Source organism: Pontivivens nitratireducens (genome assembly GCF_014235845.1).
Lineage (GTDB): Bacteria > Pseudomonadota > Alphaproteobacteria > Rhodobacterales > Rhodobacteraceae > Pontivivens > Pontivivens nitratireducens.
Map to the genome: position 1 here is coordinate 70,396 of NZ_JACJUQ010000013.1, position 20,192 is coordinate 90,587.

18 protein-coding genes and 3 pseudogenes are annotated in these 20,192 nt (G+C 61.2%); 12 read left to right on the forward strand and 9 right to left on the reverse strand.

Annotated features, from left to right (window positions below):
* From H1S03_RS13870 to H1S03_RS13895, 6 genes are all read left to right on the forward strand, one after another.
* Complete coding sequence (locus H1S03_RS13870) at positions 1–948, forward strand: LbetaH domain-containing protein (protein WP_166194829.1); 948 nt, start codon at positions 1–3, stop codon at positions 946–948.
* Entirely contained in the window at positions 933–1,556 is a 624-nt protein-coding gene (locus H1S03_RS13875) for a hypothetical protein (RefSeq protein ID WP_166194826.1), read from the forward strand. Before H1S03_RS13870 ends, H1S03_RS13875 begins: the two co-directional genes overlap by 16 nt.
* Positions 1,553–2,497, forward strand: coding sequence for a ketoacyl-ACP synthase III (locus H1S03_RS13880; protein WP_166194823.1), 945 nt, complete (start codon positions 1,553–1,555; stop codon positions 2,495–2,497). The genes H1S03_RS13875 and H1S03_RS13880 overlap by 4 nt, the downstream gene beginning before the upstream one ends.
* Positions 2,487–2,915, forward strand: coding sequence for a sugar 3,4-ketoisomerase (locus tag H1S03_RS13885; RefSeq protein WP_166194820.1), 429 nt, complete (start codon positions 2,487–2,489; stop codon positions 2,913–2,915). Before H1S03_RS13880 ends, H1S03_RS13885 begins: the two co-directional genes overlap by 11 nt.
* Complete coding sequence (locus H1S03_RS13890; protein WP_166194817.1) at positions 2,912–4,036, forward strand: DegT/DnrJ/EryC1/StrS family aminotransferase; 1,125 nt, start codon at positions 2,912–2,914, stop codon at positions 4,034–4,036. The genes H1S03_RS13885 and H1S03_RS13890 overlap by 4 nt, the downstream gene beginning before the upstream one ends.
* 136 nt (positions 4,037–4,172) lie before the next feature.
* A complete protein-coding gene (locus tag H1S03_RS13895) occupies positions 4,173–4,904 on the forward strand; it encodes a LysM peptidoglycan-binding domain-containing protein (RefSeq protein ID WP_166194814.1) in 732 nt (243 codons plus the stop codon).
* A 22-nt stretch (positions 4,905–4,926) separates the two neighbouring features.
* Here the strand turns inward: H1S03_RS13895 and H1S03_RS13900 are convergent, their stop codons facing one another.
* Positions 4,927–6,294 carry a phosphohexomutase domain-containing protein gene (locus H1S03_RS13900; protein ID WP_166194811.1) on the reverse strand — a complete coding sequence of 456 codons (1,368 nt, stop codon included), beginning with the start codon at positions 6,292–6,294 and terminating at the stop codon, positions 4,927–4,929.
* Between the two features lie 281 nt (positions 6,295–6,575).
* Between H1S03_RS13900 and H1S03_RS13905 the strand changes: the two genes are divergently transcribed.
* The 4 genes from H1S03_RS13905 (at position 6,576) to H1S03_RS17525 (ending at position 9,094) form a co-directional block, all read left to right on the forward strand.
* Positions 6,576–8,282, forward strand: coding sequence for a bifunctional sulfate adenylyltransferase/adenylylsulfate kinase (locus tag H1S03_RS13905; RefSeq protein ID WP_166194808.1), 1,707 nt, complete (start codon positions 6,576–6,578; stop codon positions 8,280–8,282).
* Positions 8,283–8,497: 215 nt separating this feature from the next.
* Complete coding sequence (locus tag H1S03_RS17670; protein ID WP_283810369.1) at positions 8,498–8,629, forward strand: hypothetical protein; 132 nt, start codon at positions 8,498–8,500, stop codon at positions 8,627–8,629.
* Between the two features lie 7 nt (positions 8,630–8,636).
* Positions 8,637–8,840, forward strand: coding sequence for a hypothetical protein (locus tag H1S03_RS13910; protein ID WP_166194642.1), 204 nt, complete (start codon positions 8,637–8,639; stop codon positions 8,838–8,840).
* Between the two features lie 8 nt (positions 8,841–8,848).
* On the forward strand, positions 8,849–9,094 hold the full coding sequence (locus H1S03_RS17525; protein ID WP_240910496.1) for a hypothetical protein: 246 nt from the start codon (positions 8,849–8,851) through the stop codon (positions 9,092–9,094).
* A gap of 34 nt (positions 9,095–9,128) precedes the next feature.
* On the opposite strand, the pseudogene H1S03_RS17790 reads toward H1S03_RS17525, so the two are convergent.
* The 7 genes and pseudogenes from H1S03_RS17790 to H1S03_RS17795 all read right to left on the reverse strand — a co-directional run.
* Positions 9,129–9,467, reverse strand: a pseudogene (locus H1S03_RS17790) (hypothetical protein); the annotation flags it as partial.
* A 218-nt stretch (positions 9,468–9,685) separates the two neighbouring features.
* Positions 9,686–13,015: an error-prone DNA polymerase gene (locus H1S03_RS13920; protein ID WP_166194802.1), complete on the reverse strand. Its 3,330-nt coding sequence runs from the start codon at positions 13,013–13,015 to the stop codon at positions 9,686–9,688.
* A 55-nt stretch (positions 13,016–13,070) separates the two neighbouring features.
* The gene (locus H1S03_RS13925; RefSeq protein ID WP_166194799.1) at positions 13,071–14,597 is read right to left on the reverse strand and encodes a Y-family DNA polymerase; all 1,527 of its coding nucleotides are present in this window, start codon (positions 14,595–14,597) and stop codon (positions 13,071–13,073) included.
* Entirely contained in the window at positions 14,500–15,204 is a 705-nt protein-coding gene (locus H1S03_RS13930) for an ImuA family protein (protein WP_240910495.1), read from the reverse strand. The genes H1S03_RS13925 and H1S03_RS13930 overlap by 98 nt, the downstream gene beginning before the upstream one ends.
* Positions 15,205–15,379: 175 nt before the next feature.
* A complete protein-coding gene (locus H1S03_RS13935; protein ID WP_166194793.1) occupies positions 15,380–16,918 on the reverse strand; it encodes a phospholipase D family protein in 1,539 nt (512 codons plus the stop codon).
* The gene (locus H1S03_RS13940; protein ID WP_185804942.1) at positions 16,919–17,680 is read right to left on the reverse strand and encodes an endonuclease/exonuclease/phosphatase family protein; all 762 of its coding nucleotides are present in this window, start codon (positions 17,678–17,680) and stop codon (positions 16,919–16,921) included.
* Between the two features lie 242 nt (positions 17,681–17,922).
* A pseudogene (locus tag H1S03_RS17795) lies at positions 17,923–18,117 on the reverse strand (hypothetical protein); the annotation flags it as partial.
* On the opposite strand from H1S03_RS17795, the pseudogene H1S03_RS13945 reads away from it, so the two are divergent.
* Both H1S03_RS13945 and H1S03_RS13955 read left to right on the forward strand, forming a co-directional pair.
* Positions 18,116–18,525 (forward strand): annotated as a pseudogene (locus tag H1S03_RS13945) (DDE-type integrase/transposase/recombinase); the annotation flags it as partial. The pseudogenes H1S03_RS17795 and H1S03_RS13945 overlap by 2 nt on opposite strands.
* A 234-nt stretch (positions 18,526–18,759) precedes the next feature.
* Entirely contained in the window at positions 18,760–19,515 is a 756-nt protein-coding gene (locus H1S03_RS13955) for a hypothetical protein (RefSeq protein ID WP_430693253.1), read from the forward strand.
* A 509-nt stretch (positions 19,516–20,024) separates the two neighbouring features.
* On the opposite strand, the gene H1S03_RS13960 is transcribed toward H1S03_RS13955, so the two are convergent.
* A partial coding sequence (locus H1S03_RS13960; RefSeq protein WP_185804943.1) for a helix-turn-helix domain-containing protein occupies positions 20,025–20,192 on the reverse strand: 168 nt, incomplete at its 5' end.

Consider the following 20,192-nt stretch of genomic DNA (forward strand, 5'->3'; position numbering starts at 1 on the left):
ATGACCCCAGATGCCCCCCCGCAGGCTGTGCTCGACCCGATCCCGGCGCGGAATTTCAGCCGGTTCGCACAGGTGGTCCGGCCCGGCCGCTTTTGCGCCACAGGCTTTGCCGATCTGGCATCCGTGCAAGGCACGCTAAGCTGTGCGCTGGAACAACGCTATCTGGATCAGGCGGTTGCGAATGCGGCCGTGTCAGCGATTATAACCACGCCGGCCCTCGCGCCCGGCCTGCTGACAGATATCGATGCGGCGGGCCGCGATGATCTGGCCGTGCTTTGCGCGGATGACGCGCAGCGGGCATTCTACCTGATCCACAACGCGCTGATTTCGGATCACGGTCTATGCGCCCCGCTGCGCCCGGGCATCCACCCCGATACGCAGATCGATCCGACCGCCATTGTGGACCCCCATGTTCAAATCGGCTCGCAGGTCAGCATCGCTGCGGGGGCCATGATCGGGCGGGGCACCATCCTCGATGCCGGCGTGCATATCGGACCGGGCGCACTGGTCGGCGTGGATGGACACTTTTCCAAGCGGTTCGGCGGTGAATTACTGCGCATCCGTCATGCTGGCGGCGTTCGGATCGGGGCGCGCAGCCAGGTTCTGGCCGGCGCGATCGTGCAACGCGCCCTGCATTCCGACTTTACCCAAATCGGCACGGACTGCGTAATCGCACCGGGTGCACAGATCGGGCATGGCGTATCCATCGGTGATGGCAGTACCCTGACAGGCGGGGTGATTGTCGCGGGCTATACCCGTATCGGACGCGATGTCTGGATCGGCCCGGGCGCCGTGATCCGCAACCTGACCGAGATCGGCGACAATGCCCGCATCGATATCGGCGCGGTTGTCGCAACCCCCGTGCCTGCGCGCGGACACATGGCGGGGTTCTTTGCCCTGCCCCGCGCCCGTGCACTGCGTATGATGGCAAAATGGATGGCCAAATGATCGTGGAACAACGCCCTGTCACCCTGCCCTTTATCGGCGCGCGCGATTACCTGCACGGGCCGGACCTGTTCTATGCACTGGCCGATTTTCTGGACCTGCCTGCGGATGCGGGACCGCTGAATTACAGCATTCACGACTTTATCCGCACGAACCACGCCCTGCTGGTGCAGGTGGAGCAGGCCGAGCAGATCGACCGCAAGACAATGCCCACCCTGCTAATTGCGCAAACCCCCGACGGGCCGCGTGTTGCCGCCATCGGCCCCGATCCGTCGCAAAGCGGTGCGCGACAGGAACGCCCCTCGGACGAGGCGGAAGTGATTGCCGCCAGCACGCAATCAGAAACCACCATCACAGCGCCCCATCTGGCCGACGTGTCCCCGCTGGAGCAGGCGGTTTTGATGAACAAAGCGCTGCTCAGCACGCTATTGCCCGATCTAGCCGTCAAATGGGCCTTTACCCGCGCGGATTTCACCGCCCCCCTGCCCGCGCGTGCCGCGCAGATACAGGTGGATTGCGAAACACCGCGTCCGGGCAGGTTGTATCGCAGCCGTCTGCACATTGATGGCCATGATTACGGCACCATTTTCTTCTCGGGGATCGCGATATGAACCAGAACACGATCGGTATCGCCGCCATCGGCACGTGGTTGCCGCAGGACGGTGTGAACATGTTGGAACGCCGCGCCGATTTCGGGGTGGAGGAGGATTTCCTCCGCGACAAAACCGGCTTTCTGAACCTGCGCCGCAAACCGGCAGATATGGAAACCTCGGATATGTGCGTCGAGGCGTTTCGTGACCTGCAAACCCGCGCCGAAATCGACCCCGCGCAGGTGGATTGCATCGTGGTCTGCACCCAGAACCCCGACGGGGCCGGCCTGCCCCATACCGGTGCTGCGGTTCATGCCAAGCTGGGTCTGGGTCTGGAATGCGCCGTATTCGACATCTCGCTGGGTTGTTCGGGCTATGTTTACGGGCTGTCGATCATCAGCGCCTTTATGCAGATGAACGGGTTCCGGAACGGGCTGCTGTTCACAGCGGACCCCTATTCCAAGGTGATGGATCCGCAGGACCGCAACACCGCGATCCTGTTTGGTGACGGTGCGACCGTGACCCTGCTCAATGACGCGCCGGTCTGGACAATGGATCATTTCAAGTTCCGCTCGAACGGCAAGGGCCGCGCCGCGATCGCGGTGCGCGATGACGGTGTGCTGAACATGAACGGGCGGGCGGTGTTTACCTTTTGCGCGCGAGAGGTTCCGACCCTGATCCGCGATACGCTGGCCATGGCGGGTCACGCCCAATCGGATATCGACCTGTTCCTGCTGCATCAGGGCAGCAAATACATTGTGGAAACCATCCGCACCGCATTGGGCGAACCGGCCGCGCGCGCGCCCTTTGCGGCGGCGGATATGGGCAATACCGTGTCCTCGACCCTGCCGTTTCTGCTGTCCGATCCGAACCATGCGCAGGCGCAGCGCCTGATGCTGTGCGGCTTTGGCGTCGGGCTGTCATGGGCCGCCTGTATTCTGGAGCGTAGCGATGGTGTTTGATGACGCCAAAAGTTCGCGCTGGAATGTGTTCGAGTTTCCGCGCATCACCGATCCACGCGGTGATCTGACCTTTCTGGAGGGGGGAAATCACATCCCCTTCGACATCGCGCGGGTCTACTATCTGTACAATGTGCCGGTGGATGCGGATCGCGGCGGGCATGGGCACAGGGACCTGCAGCAGGTGATCTTTGCCCTGTCGGGCAGTTTCCGCATCACCTTGGATGATGGCGCCGTGCGTCAGGAATATCTGCTGCGCAATCCACGGCAGGGCCTGTATCTGACCGGCAAGGTCTGGCGCGAGATCGACCTCTTCTCGCAAGGGGCCGTGTGCATGGTCCTGGCCTCTCTGCCCTATGATGAGGCGGATTACCTGCGCGACTACAACGACTTCCTGACCTATGCGCGGAATACGGGATGAAGGTTCCGTTCCTCGACCTTTCGCAGATGGCCGCTGAAATCGGGGATGAGCTGACCCAGGCCGCCGCACGGGTCATCGCCTCGGGCTGGTATATTGGCGGGCCGGAGGTTGAAGCGTTCCAGGCCGAATGGGCCGCGCATTGTGCCGCGGATCATTGCGTGGGCGCGGCAAACGGGCTGGATGCGCTGGTCCTGGGGCTGCGCGCGCTTGGTGTTGGGGCGGGGGATGAGGTGATCGTGCCCTCCAACACCTATATCGCATCATGGCTGGCGATCTCGGCCGTGGGCGCGCATCCGGTGGGGGTGGAGCCTGATCCCGCCACCCACAATATCGACCCGACCCGCATCGCCGCCGCCATCACGCCGCGCACCCGCGCGATCATGCCGGTGCATCTCTACGGGCAACCCTGCGATCTGGACCCGATCCTGACCATCGCCCGATCCAGGGGGCTGGCCGTGATCGAGGATGCCGCACAGGCCCACAGCGCCACCTATCGCGGGCAGCCCATCGGCGCGCATGGTGATCTGGTCTGCTGGAGCTTTTACCCCGGCAAGAATCTCGGCGCGCTTGGCGATGGGGGGGCGGTCACGACGAATAACCCCGATCTGGCCCGTACGATACGCCAGCTAGGCAATTACGGGTCCGAACGTAAATACGAACACACGATGCGCGGCCTGAACAGCCGGCTTGATCCCATTCAGGCGGCGATGTTGCGGGTGAAACTGGCCTATCTGCCCGCATGGACCGATATGCGCCGGGCCCGCGCCGCACAATATATGAACGGGCTGGACGGTGCCGGATTCGGCCTGCCCCATGTCATCGCCGGTGTTGATCCGGTCTGGCATCTATACGTGATCACATCACCGCATCGCGACGATCTGGCAGCACGCTTGACGGATGCGGGAATCGGCACGCTGATCCATTATCCCCACCCGCCCCATATGCAGGGCGCCTATAGCGATCTGGGGCTGGCGCCGGACAGTTTCCCCATTGCGCGCGATCTGTCACGACAGGTGCTCAGCCTGCCAATGGGGCCGTTTCTGAAGCCGGACCAATGCCAGCATGTCATTGATATATTGCGAGAGCTGAATTCGACATATCGGGCAGCCCATCTCGGCTGAATTCCGCCGAGATGCTGCATTGCACCCCTTCGCATCGCCATGGTTTGCAGGGGTGTGACGCCCTGTGGCGCCAATCTGCTTGCAGTACAGCGAACAGACGATAGACAGAAAACTTGTAATACGAGAGGACCCCAGTATGCGCTTCTATCTTATGTCGAGTTATCTTGCCGGTTCGGTGCTGATGGCACAGGCCGCAATGGGCCAAACTGTTACTGTACAGTCAGGCGATTCGCTCTATTCAATTGCACGAACGCAATTGGGCGATGGGACCGCATGGTCCGAGTTGTGCGCCGCAAACAGCGACCTGCTCCGCGGAGATTGCAACCTCCTGACACCCGGCATGGTGCTGACCCTGCCCGGCCAGACAGAGCCCGCCCCCACCCCCGACCCCGTTATGGAGCCTGCACCGGCGCAAACCGCAACACTGGATGCCGTTTTCGATTTCAGTACGCTGGAGGAAGAAATCTTCACCGCGCCGGACGGGTTCAATGTCGATCAGCAAATCCCCGGCGGGCCGGCATTGCTGTCAGGCAATGCTGACCAGGCGACCCCTTCGGGCGCACCGGGCATCTCGCTGGTCATCCCGACCGAGCTGGAGCAAGCCGTCAGCGGTCAGGAAGTCGTGGTCGAGATCCTCGCACGGCTCAGCACGCCGGGCGAGATCGCCATGGCCTATTCCACAAACGAAGTCGGCAATAGCCGCTGGCAGCGTTTTGAACTGGGCACCAACTACGAACGTCTGGAAATGCGTTACGATGTTTCGGAAATGGTGAATGGGAACAATGATTACCTCGGCTTCCTGCCTGACCCGATGAACACGGGGCAGGTTCTGGATATCTCGTTCATCGGCATTTCTGTCGCGGAATAAGAGCCGGTGTTACTGGTCCGGGTCAGCCCCGGATCAGCGCTTCCAACTCAGCAACGCGCGCGGCCAGCAATTCAGCATCGCCGCGCGTTTCCACATTCAGCCGCAACAATGGTTCGGTGTTGGACCGACGCAGGTTGAAGCGCCATTGCGGAAATTCGAGGCTGATCCCGTCCATCTCGTCCCGCCGTTCCTCGGCGCCGGCAAAAACCCCCAATACCCGCGCAGTGGCCGCATCGGCATCGTCCACCTTGAAATTGATCTCGCCCGAGGATGGGAACGCCGCACGCCGCGCCGCGACCAGATCGGCCAGGCTGCGCCCCGTGGCTGACATATGCGCAATGACCAGCAGCGCGGGGATCATGCCGCTGTCGCAATACATGAAGTCGCGGAAGTAATGATGGGCCGACATCTCACCGCCATAAACCGCATCATGTTCGCGCATCACCGCCTTTAAAAAGGCATGGCCGGTGCGCGCCTGCACCGGCTGCCCGCCCGATGCGGTGACAAGGTCGATGGTGTTCCACGTCACGCGCGGATCATGCACGACCTTCGATCCGGGGTTCCGCTCCAGAAAGGCGGCGGCCAGCAGGCCGACCATGTATTCACCCGGCACAAAGCGGCCATCCCCGTCGAAGAAGAAGCAGCGGTCGAAATCCCCGTCCCATGCCAGTGCCAGATCGCAGCCATTGGCCAGAACGGCCTCGCTGGTCACGGGCTGGTTTTCCTCCAGCAGCGGATTCGGGATGCCGTTGGGAAAGGTATGATCCGGCTCGTGATGCATGCGCACCCACTCGATCGGCGCGCCGGCCGTGGTCAGCGCCTCGATAATCGCGTCCAGCGTCGGGCCCGCCGCGCCATTGCCCGCATTGACCAGAACCTTGAGCGGGGCCAGCGCCTTTGGCTCAACAAAGCTCACCACACGCTGCACATATGCGGCACGCGGATCGACCGTGCGCAGCGTGCCGGGGGCTTCGACATCGGGATGCGGGATTTCCGATGCCTCACGCACCGCATCCAGTTCCGCAGGGATCAGCGGGCGCGCGCCTGTCTGAACCAGCTTGATTCCATTGTAATCAATAGGGTTGTGCGAGGCCGTAACGCACAGCCCGCCATCCGCACCCAGATGATCGGTGGCGAAATACACCTCCTCGGTGCCGCACAGCCCGATATCGAGCACATCGACACCGCCCGCGATCAACCCTTCGGCCAGGGCCTGTGCCAATTCGGCCGAGCTTTCGCGGGCATCCCGTCCGATCACCACGGATTTCGGGGTCCGCGCGGCGGCAAATCCCCGCCCGATGGCGCGGGCAATATCCGCATCCAATGTGTCGCCTAGACGACCGCGCACATCATAGGCCTTGAAACAGGTGAGCGACTGGGGATGGTTCATGCAAAGCTCCGGGCAGACGGTGGCACTCTTTTATCCCGATAATTCGTAAAAGAGGAAGCAGGTCGATTGATATATGACACCGTATCGTGAATTTATGAGGGTCAGTAATCTCTCCTGCGCATGTAACAGAGATGATTTTTTCCATCCATCGCCACAATCCGGAAAGCTGTCCCGCCGGAACTTTTACGCATAGCTGGTTTTAATTCGCGACTATTGCGTTTTTTGGGGATTAGCTGCAAATAGCCGCGAGATTTACCGTATATCACAGTGCGAGGGCCCCGATGCAGCCGCAACCACACGCTCCGATTCCAGAACTTTATGTTTCCAATGACAGCGCGGCAAAGCTGCGCGTCGAAGCGGGCGACCTGCCCTCTTGGGATCTGACGCCGCGCCAGGTCTGTGATCTGGAACTTCTGATGAATGGCGGGTTCAACCCTCTCAAGGGCTTCCTGACCGAGGAAGACTATGACGGTGTGGTGGAAAACATGCGTCTGGCCGACGGTTCGCTGTGGCCGATGCCGATCACGCTGGATATCTCCGAAAAGTTCGCGGGCACCATCGAGGAAGGCCAGGACATCGCGCTGCGCGATGCCGAGGGTGTGATCCTCGCCATCCTGAGCGTCACCGACAAGTGGACCCCGAACAAATCGCGTGAGGCGGAGAAGGTCTTCGGCGCCGATGACAGCGCGCATCCGGCGGTCAACTACCTGCACAACCATGCCGGCCCTGTCTATCTGGGCGGACCGATTACCGGCATCCAGCAGCCGGTGCATTACGATTATCGCGGTCGCCGCGACACGCCCAACGAACTGCGGGCCTATTTCCGCAAGATGGGCTGGCGGCGCATCGTGGCGTTCCAGACCCGCAACCCGCTGCACCGCGCGCATCAGGAACTGACCTTCCGCGCCGCCAAGGAAGCGCAGGCCAACCTGCTGATCCATCCCATTGTCGGCCTGACCAAGCCGGGCGACATCGACCACTTCACCCGCGTGCGCTGCTACGAGGCGGTTCTGGACAAGTATCCTCAGGCCACCACCGCGCTCAGCCTGCTCAATCTGGCGATGCGCATGGCCGGCCCACGCGAAGCCGTCTGGCACGGCCTGATCCGCAAGAACCACGGCTGCACCCACTTCATCGTCGGGCGCGACCATGCAGGCCCGGGCAAGAACTCCGCCGGTGAGGATTTCTACGGTCCCTATGACGCGCAGGATCTGTTCCAGCAGCATCAGGAGGAAATCGGCATCGAGATGGTCGATTTCAAACACATGGTCTGGGTCGAGGATCGCGCCGAATACATGCCCGTGAACGAGGTGCCCGAGGGCGCCTCCGTGCTCAACATCTCCGGCACCGAACTGCGCCGCCGCCTTCAGGAAGGGCTGGAGATCCCCGAATGGTTCTCCTTCCCCGAAGTGGTCGAGGAATTGCGCCGCACCAAGCCCGCACGATCCAAGCAGGGCTTCACCGTGTTCCTGACGGGTCTCAGCGGCTCGGGCAAATCCACTATCGCCAACGCCTTGCTGGTCAAGCTGATGGAGATGGGCGGCCGCCCCGTGACGCTGCTGGACGGCGATCTGGTGCGCAAGAACCTGTCGTCGGAGCTGGGCTTTTCCAAGGAGCACCGCGACCTCAACATCCGACGCATCGGTTATGTCGCGTCCGAGATCACCAAGAACGGCGGCATCGCGATCTGCGCTCCCATCGCGCCCTACACCGCGACCCGCCGCGCCGTGCGTGAAGACATCGAAGCCTTCGGCGCCTTTGTCGAGGTGCACGTCGCCACCTCACTGGAGGAATGCGAGCGCCGGGACCGCAAGGGCCTGTACAAGCTGGCGCGTGAGGGCAAGATCAAGGAATTCACCGGCATCTCCGACCCTTACGAGGCACCGGATCACGCTGAGCTGGTGGTAGATACCGAAGGTCTGGACGTGGATTACTGCGCCCACCAGATCCTGCTCAAGCTCGAAGCGATGGGTCTGATCGCGGCCTGAACCGCACGGCCCTCGGCTTCTTTTGTGCCTCAAAGATCCGAGACATTCAAACGTTCAATAAAGACAATTTCGGGGCGCAAATTAGTAGACAGGTACACCTTATCCGTCAGGGGTGTACTTGATTATACGCCTAAGATGGTGCTCAGGCTCAGGACTCATTGATTGAGCTACCCCCCCCGAAATTCGGACACTGACGTAAGTTCTTTTGCTGTCTGTTGATCTTCACCACGAAGGAGATCGAAGATGTCGGAACGAAGCAGCATGCCTCGGAGTTCGAGGCGAAGGTGGCGCTGAAAGGCGAGGTGACCGTGTCGGAGCTGGCGAGCCGGTTCGGCGTGCATCTATAACCGGCAGGTGTTTACATGCAAACACCGAGAGGCGATCAACCAATGGAAACTTGCGCTGCTGGATGGCGCGTCCGGTGTCTTCGAACGCGGCAGCCGCAAAGTGCCTGTCATTGACGAGGATCAGGTTCGGGATCTGCATGCCAAGATCGGAGAGCTGGCGGTGGCCAACTCTTTTTTGGAAAGAAAGCTCAAGCCCTGGGGCGGGAAGTGAGGCGCGTCATGATCGAACGAAACCATCCGGACTTGTCGATCGGTCACCAGTTCTCGGGTGGTTCGGCTCAAACACTGATCGTCACTGGGTTGGTGCCGCTTGGCTTTCCGGTTTGGTCTGCCCCAAACAGCGACCGACCTGACACATGTCTTTCCCTGGACCTGTCGACCGACCGGGAACGCCTTGCGGTGAGGCGTTGTCTCGAAGATGCCGCGAGACCCAATGTGGAAGGGGTCGCCCTGGATCTGGTCTGAACGCCATGAACCGTGCAATGAGTTCTGCGTCGATCCGACCCGTCTTGGCCCGCGTGCCCCGGCTCGCTGCAAAGGCTTTGATTTGCGCTGGCGGCAATTGCCGCGTCGCGATTGCTGCCGCATCGAGAGCAGACCACAAGCGCCATTCGTGGCCACCAGTCGCCTCAACCCCACAAGCGCTTCGTGCGAAGCCGACAGATCGACAAGCTGCGCGTGGCCGTCTCCAGTGTTGCGCAGGCGCTGTCGTTGCCCACTTGGCAAACAATGAATGTCCAGCCAATCGCGGCTGACGTCTATGCCAATAAACGGCCGGTGTGTTACGGTATCCATGTTTTCTTCCTTCTGATCCGTGGTCCAAATTGGCCGCATGCAACTGTTCGAGATTATAAAGAGAGACGATGCTGGCTCGCTAGCAAACGTGGTCGGGCCACAAGGCTCGGACGCCATACACCGCCCCATCACCGATCTTCGCCAAGGCCGGTGATGGGGTATCAATAACAGATCAGGGATACAGAAGGGTCAGGATAGCCCGGTTGCGGAAAGCGGGCGGTACCAAATCGGCGCTCAACCGTCGTGAGTATGGCCACCGCTTCAATGGAAATCGCGCGATTTGGGAATGACACGCACGTTGCGCGGATGGGCGCGGATGCCGACTTGTCCGGGCAGCGGGTTGGTTGGGTGGTCGCCGCGTGTGGTGATGCCGGGCATGTCGTCCTGGGAGAGGCTTTCGAGCCGGTCGGAGCGGTCCTTCAGATAATCGGCCACGATGTGGATGACGCGGCCATCGGTCTGGACGCGGCCCTGCACGACCAGCAGGCGCGCGGACATGATGGTGGGGCGGTAGGTCTCGAACATCTTTGGCCAGATCACCAGATTGGCGACGCCGGTTTCATCCTCCAGCGTGATGAAGCACACGCCCTTGGCGCTGCCTGGCTTTTGACGGACCAGCACCAGCCCGGCGTGGGAGACCTTCGCGCCGTGCCTTATACGGGGCAGATGAACGGAACGGGTGAAGCCCTGCTTGGTCAGGCTGGCGCGGTAGAAGCTCATCGGGTGGGCCTTCAGCGACAGGCGCAGGGTCTGGTAGTCGGCCACGACGTGTTCCGCGCGGCGCATGGCGGGGAGTGCGACCTCCGGCTCCTCCCCGATGGTCGCGGCCTCGACATGTTCGAAGATCGGCAGGGATGGCGCATCGCGCAGGGCCTGAACTTGCCAGAGCGCCTGCCTGCGATCGAGACCCATGGATCGCATGGCATCAGCGGCGGCGAGACGGCGCAGACTTCCCACGTCGAGGCGCGCGCGTTCCTTCAGCCCCTCCACATCCGTAAACGGTCCATCGCGCGCGACCATGATGCGCAGGCCTGCTTCACACTGCAATCCGTCGATCTGGCGCAGGCCGAGGCGCAGCGCGAAGCCGCCCGCGCATGGCTCCAGAGTGCAATCCCAATCGGAATAATTCACGTCCGCCGCGCGGACCTCCACGCCGTGATCGCAGGCGTCGCGCACGATCTGAGCGGGCGCGTAGAAACCCATCGGTTGTGAGTTCAGCAGCGCGCAGGCAAAGGCTGCGGGATAATGGCACTTCATCCAAGACGACACATAGACCAGTTTGGCAAAGCTGGCGGCGTGGCTTTCGGGAAAGCCGTATTCGCCGAAGCCCTTGATCTGATCGAAGCAGCGTTGCGCAAAGTCCGGATCGTAGCCGCGTGCCGTCATGCGCCCGACCATCTTCTCCTGCAACTTCTCGATCGTGCCGCGGGATCGAAAGGTCGCCATCGCCTTGCGCAACTCGTCACTTTCCTTGGCTGAAAACTGGGCCGCGTCCATCGCGATTTTCATCGCCTGTTCCTGAAAGATCGGGACGCCCAGCGTGCGGCCAAGGATGCGGATCAATTCGTCCTGCGGATGCTCCGGTCCCGGCGCGGGATAGACGACAGGCTCCAGCCGTTGGCGACGGCGTAGATAGGGATGCACCATGTCGCCCTGTATGGGGCCTGGGCGCACGATGGCAACTTCGATAACCAAATCGTAAAATACACGCGGTCGCAGCTTGGGCAGCATCGCCATTTGCGCGCGGCTTTCCACTTGGAACACGCCGAGGCTGTCACCGCGACACAGCATATCATAGGTCGGGCGCCGGTCGTCCGGCTCTCGATCCTCGATCGGCACGGTGGCCAGATCGTAGCGCGGACCGTAATGCGCCTCGATCAGATCGAAGCCCTTGGCGATACAGGTGAGCATCCCCAACGCCAGAATATCGACCTTGAAGATGCGCAACGCCTCGATGTCATCCTTGTCCCACTCGATGAAGCTGCGCTCGGGCATCGCGCCATTGCCGATGGGCACCATCTCCGTCAGGGGGCGCTCGGTCAGGATGAAGCCGCCGACATGCTGCGACAGGTGTCGTGGCATTCCGATCATCTGCCGCGCCAGTTTGAGGACCATGCGCAGATAGGGATCACTGAGGTCCAGTCCGGCCTCCTTGGCGCGCGCATCGTCCACATCCCCCTCGAAGCTGCCCCAGACCGTGCTTGCCAACTTCGAGGTTATATCCTCGGACAGGCCCATCGCCTTGCCCACTTCGCGAATGGCGGAACGGGGGCGATAGTGGATGACGGTGGCGCAGAGGCCCGCCCGCTCCCGTCCATATTTGGCGTACATGTACTGGATGACCTCCTCGCGCCGCTCATGCTCGAAGTCCACGTCGATATCGGGCGGCTCGTCGCGGGCTTCGCTCAGGAAGCGTTCGAACAGCAAATCATGCTCGGTCGGATCGACGGAGGTGATGCCGAGACAGTAGCACACAGCGGAATTGGCGGCGGACCCGCGCCCTTGGCATAGGATCGGGGGCGTGGCCTCCTCCCGCGCGAAACGGACGATGTCGCGGATGGTCAGGAAATAGCGGGCGATGTCCTTGGCCGCGATCAAGCCGAATTCCTTTGCCAAAACCGTGCGCACCTTTTCCGGCACGCCATCGGGGTAACGCCTTGCGGCGCCCTGCCAAGTCAGCCGCTCCAGTTCCTCCTGTGCGGTGCAGCCCTTCGGAATGATCTCATGCGGGTATTCGTAGCGCAGATCGTCGAGGGTGAAGGTTATGTCATCCGCAACCTTGCGCGTCGCGGCGATAGCATGGGGCCAGCGCCCGAACAGGCGGCACATCTCGGTCGGGGATTTGAGGTACCGCTCCCCGTTGGCAAGCAGGCGAAAGCCTGCCTGCCGGATCGTAACGCCCTCGCGGATACAGACCATCACATCCTGGATCGGCCGCCTGTCGGGCGCGTGGTAGAGCACGTCATTCGTTGCCAGAATGCCCAGCCCCGACCCGCGCGCCATGATGTCGAGCCGGTTGATCCGCGCCACGTCGTCACCACGATACAGGAAACTCGCCCCGATATGGCGCATCCCCGTCAGAGCCGCGCGCAGTCGGGGCAGTTCCGCCTCGAACCGGTCCAGGTCCTCTCCGGGCATTGCGATCAGGTGCAACCCTTCGGCATGCTCGGCCAGCATATCCAACGTCAGATGCGTCTCGCCCTTGGCCTGCCAGTCGCCATCCGCCGTGGCCATCTTGCCGCGCGACAGCAGCGTGGACAGACGCGCGTAGGCGGCGCGGTCACACGGATAGGCGAGGAATTCCGCACCGCACAGCAACACCAGCCGCACGCCGATCAAGGGCCGGATGCAGGCGGTCTTAGCCTCGGTATGCATCCGCACGACACCGGCCAGCGTATTACGGTCCGCGATCCCCATCGCATCATAGCCAAGGTGGTTCGCCGTTGCGCACAGCTCACTGGCGGTGGAGGCCGCGTGCAGGAACGAGAAGCAACTGGCCAGCCCCAACTCGACATATGCACTTCGCGGATTGGGGGTGAAGCCGATCTGCGTATCAAGCACAATACGCTTATGTCCTTCCTGCTGCGGCATCAGCGGCCTCCTCTACAATCTCTTCTGTCCCGAAATATCCCCGCCGGAGGCCCCTTCATGCGAAGAACCCGTGGACGAACCAGCGCGGTTCCTCCCCCCTCCCATCACCGAGCACGCCTTGTCGGTAGAGCCAGAAGCGGCGGCCATCCTCGACCTCCACCTTGTAGTAATCGCGTAGACGCGAACCGGGCTTGTCGCGCCACCATTCCGGCGCGATCCGTTCCGGCCCGGCATGGCGGGCGGTGCGCAGGGTGACGCGCCGCCAGACGAACTGCGCCGGTGGCCCCTCGGGGACGGCATAGAGCACGCGCACCTCCTCGGGTGTGTCGAGCAGGCGGATCGGGCGTTCGGCGGCGATCTGCGGTATCGCGCCCGGCACATGGTCCAGGGCGGGAACGCGCGCCTCCATCCGTTCCGGCACATGGCTTTCCGACCACTGCGACCACGACACCGCGCGCGGACCCAGCCGCGCGGTTAACCGGTCGAGCAATCCGGCCACGTCCGCATCCGCATCCCGCGCACCGTCCAGACCTTCCTGCACCTCATCCAGTGGGTCGGTGCGCAGCGCCTCTAGCGCGATCAGGTCGAAACCGAAACCGGGATCGATCCCGTCGAGCTTGCCGCCAAGCAGACGCAGCATGTGGGCCGGATCGCGGCTGACCCGTGCGAAGGCCACATCGACGCGCCGCGCGTCCCCGTCCACGCGGTAGATGGTCAACCGCAACGCCCGCGCACCCAGACCCGTTCCTGCCAAGTCGGTGCAAAGCTCCTCTGCCAATTCCGGCAGATATGCGGTCGGATCCATCACGGGTTCGGGCAATCGCGTTCGCACGATCCAGTGTACGTGATCCGCAGGCGCGTCGAGCGGATCGGGCTGTTTGCCCAGGGCGCGGTCCAGCAGGATCAGCGGATTACGCTCAGCCGGAACCCCTGAAAACCGCCGCATCAGGGACAGGCGCGGGACGCCGTCAAGCGCGCCGATGGTCTTGAGCCCCAAACGATCCAGAAGCCGCTCCGTCTCGGCTCCGACACGTAACGCTCGCACACTGAGGGTGGCGAGGCTGGGGGCCGGATCCTCGCCCACGATGCGAACCTGACCGAAGCGCGCCAACATCTGCGCAGCCATCGGTGTGGAGGCTATAGCGGCCTGTACGGTAAGGCCCTGCATGGCGAAACGCGCTGTGATGTCATCCAGCAGCTGCGGCTCCCCACCGAACAGATGCGCGATACCCGCGACATCCACGAACAGGCCATCCTCGCCGTCGCGCGCGCTCCACGGTCCCCAGCGGCGCGACCAGAACACCAACCGATCGAGCAGGGCCAGATCGCCAGCCATATCCGCAGGCTCCACATGCAGATCCGGATGGATCGCCTGTACGTCCACGATGCGCATGCCCGGGGCAATCCCGCGCGACAAAGCTGCATCCGATACGGCATGAACCACCGCGCCATGCGTGCCATCGCGCGACAGCACGACCGGCACGTCATGCGCGGGTAACGTCCTGTCGCAGCGGATCGTCACCTGCCACCGCTCCATCGCCAGCTTCGGAAACCAGATCGAGGCGATCCTGCGCAAAGTCATGTCGCATCACCCATTTGCCCGGCGGTCGTCCACGCGCCCGGAACAATTCCACCTGCCAACAGGGCGGACCGGGCGCGCCGGGGTCGTGCGGCGCCCGCATCGAGGGGGCGGAGCGGATCCGCCACCGCTCGCGCGCCGCACTCAACCCTGCCGCATCGTGGGATCGGATCAACCAGACCGGCACGCCGGACGCCTCCGCCCGCAGGGCCAGACGCTTGGTCGCCGTAAAGTCGAGCGCTTTGGGATTGCCGTCGATCTCTCCCACCACGGCCCCCAAACCGGAACATGAGGCCCCTTCCTCCATCGCCCAGAGTACATCGCGCGCGTGGCTGACCTCGATCTGCAACAGCGCGGAAAAGGCCATTCGCTTGCCGCCGCCGGGTAGGTAGAGGCGCCCCCTCTCGCGTCGCGACACCCTGTCCTGCACCCACAGGACAGGCCGCGCACTGCGCCGAAGCGCCGCCAGAATAAAACCCGCCACGGCGATATCGCCCGCAAACGCGGCCTGAACCTCCTGCAAGGCCACTTGGCCCACACGCGGTTCCGGCGCACGAACGGGCGCATGCGGCAGGTGGATCACCTGCCCATATGTCGGATCGATTCCCATACACCCACCCATATGTTCATACTTTGTTCTTATTTGGAATATGGTGAAATCAACACAGGCTGCGCGCCTGTTGCATGATGCGGGGATAGACCATCAGACCTTCGCGGCATACTTCCAGACCCTGAGGATCTTTTTCTTGTCAGGACTGTGTATGGCGACGCTATGACTTCAGAATCTAAAGAAGCCATTCGACTGGAAGCCACCCGATAAGCCGCAAGACGATGCGGTTATGCAGGCTCGTCCCGGGTTCTTTTTCTGTCGTGGTGGTCCCTTCAGTCCAAACTGGTTTGCCATCCTGCAACCGTAACTGCCAGGCCAAACCGCGAAGCCCGGTGTCAAACGCGTGGTGCAGCGCCTGCGCCATTCCTTCGCTTTCGATCACAAGCCCCATCTCGGTGTTGAGCATCGCTGAGCGTGGATCAAAATTGAATGAGCCTATGAAAATACGGGCTCCATCCACCGCAAAGGTCTTTGCATGCAAGTTTGACCCCGAAGACCCCAATCGGGCCAATTTGTCCCCGTCCGACGGAGCAGCAGCCTGGGCGCGCAGTTCAAAAAGCCCGACCCCCATGCGCAGCAGGTCCTTGCGGCGTTTGCTATACCCTGCGTGGACTGGCAGCATGTTGGTGGCCTCAAGCGAGTTGGTCAACATACGCACGGCAACGCCACGTTCCCGAAGGCTGGCAAAGGCCTCTTGACCTCTTTCACCTGGTACAAAGTAGGGGGTTACGCCATCAAAACGGTGCTCGATGGGTTTCATGGCATCGCGAAGCCGTGTGGTGAACAGTTCCGCTTCTGGCGCCTTGCCCATGATCTTATCAGGGTCATCGCTTATCAGGTCAGCTGAGGTCCATTCCAGCGCCAATGTACCTTCCTTCAGCGATGTGACGATGTCCGAATTCTCGAGAGAAGCGCGGTAATCAGAGTACTGCGGCGCATCCGCAAAGCGAGCCAACCGCATGGTGAGCAGATCAGGTTGTCTTACCTTGCCGAGGATGAAAGCTGCCTCATGCACGGACGCGGCATTCCAATACCGGTCAAAGTCTGCGGAGATATGCGAGACGACTTCGCCCACGGCCAGGACATCGAGGTCAATTTGCAACGGGTTCCGGCCGGTGCCGAAGTATTCGTCACCAATGTTTCGCCCGCCAAGGATGCTGGCCCGCCCATCTACGGTAAAGGCCTTGTTGTGCATACGGTGGTTCAGCCGAAAGAAATCAAAAGCATAAGACAACCGCTTGAAGCGGCGCAGCATAAATGGATTGAACAGGCGGACCTCAATGTTGCGGTGGGCGTCCATACTGGCAAGCACATCATCCAGACCGTCGACGCCATTGTCATCCAGCAATAGACGCACCCGCACACCGCGGTCCGCTGCATGCAACAGCGCCTTGAGGAGCAGATGACCCGTCATATCGGCGCGCCAGATATAGTATTGCACATCAATCGAAGACACAGCCGCGCCCGCCAGCATCATCCGGGCGACAAAGGCATCCATCCCGTTCTCCAGCGAGGAGATGCCACTCAATTCCGGATGTCGCTGGGCTTGCTCTTTCAGCGCCTCGGACAACCGGCCTTCGGTTGCGGGCGGAAGTGCGAATTCCTGTGATCGGTTCGCGACGGGCGGAACAGAAAAACTGACTCTCGCGATGATGATCGCAAGCCCCAGAAAACAAGCCACAAAAAGTAGGAACTGTAGGATGGAGAATAGCATTCAACTGTCCCTGGCAGATGTCGTCGTCAGGCGAAACCGTGCGAGGATAGGCCGATGGTCCGAGGCGATCTGTGCCGCCGGATGTGTGACAACCTCGCTTGCCAACAGGTCGATGTCCTTGGTCATCGCGATCTTGTCCAGTTTGAGAAACGGCCGACCGGCGGGGAACGTCGCGCCCGGACTATGCGTACGCAGCCAATCAGGCAGGGTTTCAAGGCCTTTACGCTCTCGCCATTCGTTGAAATCCCCCACGATCACGGTTGGGCGTTTGGTCATTTTCGACAATTGATCGGCGACATAGCTGATTTGCTTGCGCCGGTTGCCCCGCAACAGGCCGAGATGGACACCGACGAGACGCAGGGGTCTGCATGCAATCCTAAGGTCCAGTATGACCGCCCCACGTGGCTCAAGAGCGGGCAGATCAATACGTTCTATAGCTTCCACATCGACATCAGGTCGCTTGAGCACAGCGATACCGTGCCATCCAAGTCCAACCGCATTCGGCGTCAGGTCAATAACCTCGAACGGTCCGATACGGCCCCCTGACACCGGCAGGGCACTGGGCCGCGGATGACGGCGAAAATCCGCTTCTTGCAAGACCAGGACATCTGCATCAAGGCCCGAAATCACCTCGATCGTCCGCAATGGCCTTCGCCTGAGATCGCGCCCCAGGCCCGCGCGTATATTCCAACTGGCAAGCGAAAATTCTGCCAAAGATAAATCCCCTTCAAAAAGAGTGGAGCCAGGATTGGTCACACGCACAGACAAGCACCTGCGATCTGTACCTGGGGTGTCAACGGGGACTCCTGAACGACGATGTCATCATAAACCGACCCGGAGGGCCGTTGTCCACTGAACCCAAGTGTGGAATGGGGCCAGCATGTGAAGGCCGGGGGAGTGTACGGGAAGGTGTGGCTGCGGCCCGGAAATCGTACTCCCCCCGATATATATAACATAATATGAATTATATTTGTTAGAACGGGACTGGCCATGCGTCACAGACACATGGCTAGTGTATCACCGTCCCGGGCGGCGACAGCGTCTAGGGCACCGATGCCAGCCGAGAGCTCCAGCACGATCTCGCCCTTGCGAATGGCTGCCGCCCGCCCCCTCAGGGCCGCGAATGCCTGCGGCGTGGAAAACTGCTGCAGCCGGATCTGCTGCTCTGACCGGCTTGTCCCCGTCAGACGCCGCGTGGCTCCGATCCTGGTCGAGGCCCGACCGAACGCCCGTTGGTCATTGGATTTCGTTCACGGGATTTCGTTCACGACCAATTTGCGAATGGACAGCGCTTCCGGGTGTTCAACGTGATCGACGACGTAACCCGTGAATGCTTAGCGGCGATCTCGGGCCGACGTATTGCCCGTGAACTTTCGACCCTGATCGAGCGCCGTGGAAAACCGGGAATGATTGTCAGTGACAATGGGACGGAACTGACCTCGAATGCGATCCTGCGCTGGTGTTCCGTGACCCTGCCTGGCAGGGGCATGCAAAGCATGATCCAGAGAGGGGGCAGGCCTATGCAGAATGGGTTCGTCGAGAGTTTCAACGGTCGGATGCGCGACGAGTTGCTTGACGAGACCATGTTCCGCAATCTCGCCCATGCCCTCACGAAGTCGATCTCATTCGCATCACAGATCTTGCAATTCTCGAACTGTCTCTTGCGGATAGCGCGGAAGGTCTCGTAGCCAGAGATGACGGCTTTGCCAGCAGATATGGTCCGGAACCCGCGCATGGGTCGCAGCCGCTGCTTTATCGCGGCATGGTTGCTTTCGATATGATTGTTAAGTTGCGATAATATATTATTGCAAGTAAGGTGAACCCCAGAAGGGGGTCCTACCGTGCGCTTTCAACTTAGACGACTGGCTCTATGCCTAACCGCTGTAACCGCTTTGGCTACCGGTGCGCTGCCGAGCACCACAAAAGCACAAACCTATCCAATCGACTGCGCAATCCTTCTCTGCCTATCCGGCGGTTGGCCTGCTTCCGTGCCCTGCAGCCATGCTCGGGCCGAGTTTATCCGTCGCATCACGCCTTGGCCTGTGGAACCACCACTTCAGATTTGGCGCTGTCCCATGGGCGCATCTTATGAGACCGAACGGCATCCGAGCAATGTAGGCCGAATCTTCGAAGCCTTGTTTCACGACAAGGACTATTCGCCCCGTCAATCGTTTCCAGGCGATGATGTCGCCGTCCAAGCAAAATCAAAATATGCCCTTTGGCGGCCACCAGAAACCGGAACGGAGGGCATTCCGGCAGACTTCGTGCTTCGCCTCGTCCAAGATCGGGCAGACATCGATATCAGCGGTCCGGAGTTCAATTTTGTCCGATCCATCCGCGTCTTTGATGTTCGATATGCACGGCAACGCGAGTCCGGGAGGGATGGCGACTGCAACCGCAGTGCAGTAGTCGTCCTCGGAACTTACGGCACCCAAGGTGACTTCTCTTGGCAGAGATCTTCCACAGCCGTCCTCCCGTCGGTCCATGTGGGCCTTGAACGCTGGGGGCAACATTGCCCAAGCATTTATCACCGGTCCGTTTTCGTCGATTGGCGTGACTACGAGGGCAATTACGGGTTCGAGCAGGTGAATTACTGAGTTTGAGCAATCGAGCGACGCCAAGTGCAAACCTCTCGCAAGACCGCGAGCTCATTCTTCGGCGGTCAATACCGTCTACGCGGATTACGCTGCGACGAGCATCGCAAGATCGCGATCCTTACCCGCTGCCATAAAGTCAGAGTTTCGTCCAACGCTCGAAGTCAATTTCTCGCTTCTGCCCATGACTCAGGTCAGGCTGACACCTCGACACCCGCTGCGGACCGTTGACGACCCACCGCACTGCGAGCGCGCCCGTATTCCATTGGTATACCCACCCGACAACACTGCGTTCATCCGTCCCGATCAAATTGGCAATCGCTACGGCTTCGACCTCATCTTCGTTCACTGTTTACTGACTTCCTACAATTTGGCGTTGCGGATTATGACTGAGAGGAAAAAGCGTTTGCTGCAGCCACACGCCGGGCTTCGTTGATTCTGATTGCCTGGCCTTCGACGAGGGAATGTACATCTGACCGGGAAATGCGTTCCGGTGTTCCAATTCACCCGTTTCAAATCCTGTGGTCGGGCTCCGTGGCGGCTTCAACGATCGCCAGTAGCTCAAACGGGTCAAAGCCAATGGCGCGCGCCAAGACGACCAGCTCGACAACGTCGACCCGGCGCTGACCGCTTTCAAGGCGGGCAATAAGGGATTGGTGGCATCCGAGCTTCGTCGCCAA

Excerpts from the sequence above, each read along its gene's own strand:
- H1S03_RS13895 (WP_166194814.1), top strand. The coding sequence starts at position 4,173 with ATGCGCTTCTATCTTATGTCGAGTTATCTTGCCGGTTCGGTGCTGATG.
- H1S03_RS13885 (WP_166194820.1), top strand. The coding sequence starts at position 2,487 with ATGGTGTTTGATGACGCCAAAAGTTCGCGCTGGAATGTGTTCGAGTTT.
- H1S03_RS13930 (WP_240910495.1), bottom strand. The coding sequence starts at position 15,204 with ATGGGAATCGATCCGACATATGGGCAGGTGATCCACCTGCCGCATGCG.
- H1S03_RS13905 (WP_166194808.1), top strand. The coding sequence starts at position 6,576 with ATGCAGCCGCAACCACACGCTCCGATTCCAGAACTTTATGTTTCCAAT.
- H1S03_RS13920 (WP_166194802.1), bottom strand. The coding sequence starts at position 13,015 with ATGCCGCAGCAGGAAGGACATAAGCGTATTGTGCTTGATACGCAGATC.
- H1S03_RS13935 (WP_166194793.1), bottom strand. The coding sequence starts at position 16,918 with ATGCTATTCTCCATCCTACAGTTCCTACTTTTTGTGGCTTGTTTTCTG.
- H1S03_RS13900 (WP_166194811.1), bottom strand. The coding sequence starts at position 6,294 with ATGAACCATCCCCAGTCGCTCACCTGTTTCAAGGCCTATGATGTGCGC.
- H1S03_RS13925 (WP_166194799.1), bottom strand. The coding sequence starts at position 14,597 with ATGACTTTGCGCAGGATCGCCTCGATCTGGTTTCCGAAGCTGGCGATG.
- H1S03_RS17525 (WP_240910496.1), top strand. The coding sequence starts at position 8,849 with ATGATCGAACGAAACCATCCGGACTTGTCGATCGGTCACCAGTTCTCG.
- H1S03_RS13870 (WP_166194829.1), top strand. The coding sequence starts at position 1 with ATGACCCCAGATGCCCCCCCGCAGGCTGTGCTCGACCCGATCCCGGCG.
- H1S03_RS13880 (WP_166194823.1), top strand. The coding sequence starts at position 1,553 with ATGAACCAGAACACGATCGGTATCGCCGCCATCGGCACGTGGTTGCCG.
- H1S03_RS13875 (WP_166194826.1), top strand. The coding sequence starts at position 933 with ATGGATGGCCAAATGATCGTGGAACAACGCCCTGTCACCCTGCCCTTT.
- H1S03_RS13890 (WP_166194817.1), top strand. The coding sequence starts at position 2,912 with ATGAAGGTTCCGTTCCTCGACCTTTCGCAGATGGCCGCTGAAATCGGG.